This is a genomic window from Streptomyces zinciresistens K42 (assembly GCF_000225525.1).
In the GTDB taxonomy this organism is placed as follows: domain Bacteria; phylum Actinomycetota; class Actinomycetes; order Streptomycetales; family Streptomycetaceae; genus Streptomyces; species Streptomyces zinciresistens.
Genome location: NZ_AGBF01000494.1, coordinates 1 through 393, shown reverse-complemented (window position 1 = coordinate 393; position 393 = coordinate 1). Strand labels below are relative to the sequence as shown.

The 393-nt window shown below is 77.1% G+C and carries 1 protein-coding gene; it reads right to left on the bottom strand.

The features are described 5' to 3' along the window. Positions 1 to 211 precede the first annotated feature (211 nt). The coding region (locus SZN_RS42145; RefSeq protein ID WP_208865900.1) for a hypothetical protein at positions 212 to 393 on the bottom strand (182 nt) is incomplete at its 5' end.

The window sequence follows — 393 nt, the reverse complement described above, 5'->3', positions numbered from 1 at the left end:
CTTGCACGGTGCCCCTCAGCAGCAGCCGGACCAGCAACCCCGGCCGGGCCACACCACGCCCGCGCCGACTGCGCCCGGTGAGCACCCCACGCACACGGCCCACGGCCTCGCCGCATAACCCAGCCGCACCACCCGCTGCGCCCCGCCGACACCAGCACGACGTCGGCGGGGCGCAGCGCTGTCCACCGACGACTGGAGGAACTGCTCGTGCTCATCCCCCGCCCGCGCCGCCGGATCGGCCGACCTCGCCCGCAGCGTCCCGGCCCCCGCTACCCGCACCGCCCCGACCGGCTGCCCGGTGCCTGGAGCAGGTGATGCCGCGCCCGAGGAAGAAGCGCCGCCGCGAGGTGACCCGGGTGCCGCGCAGTGACGCGGCGCTGCCCGAGTACGACC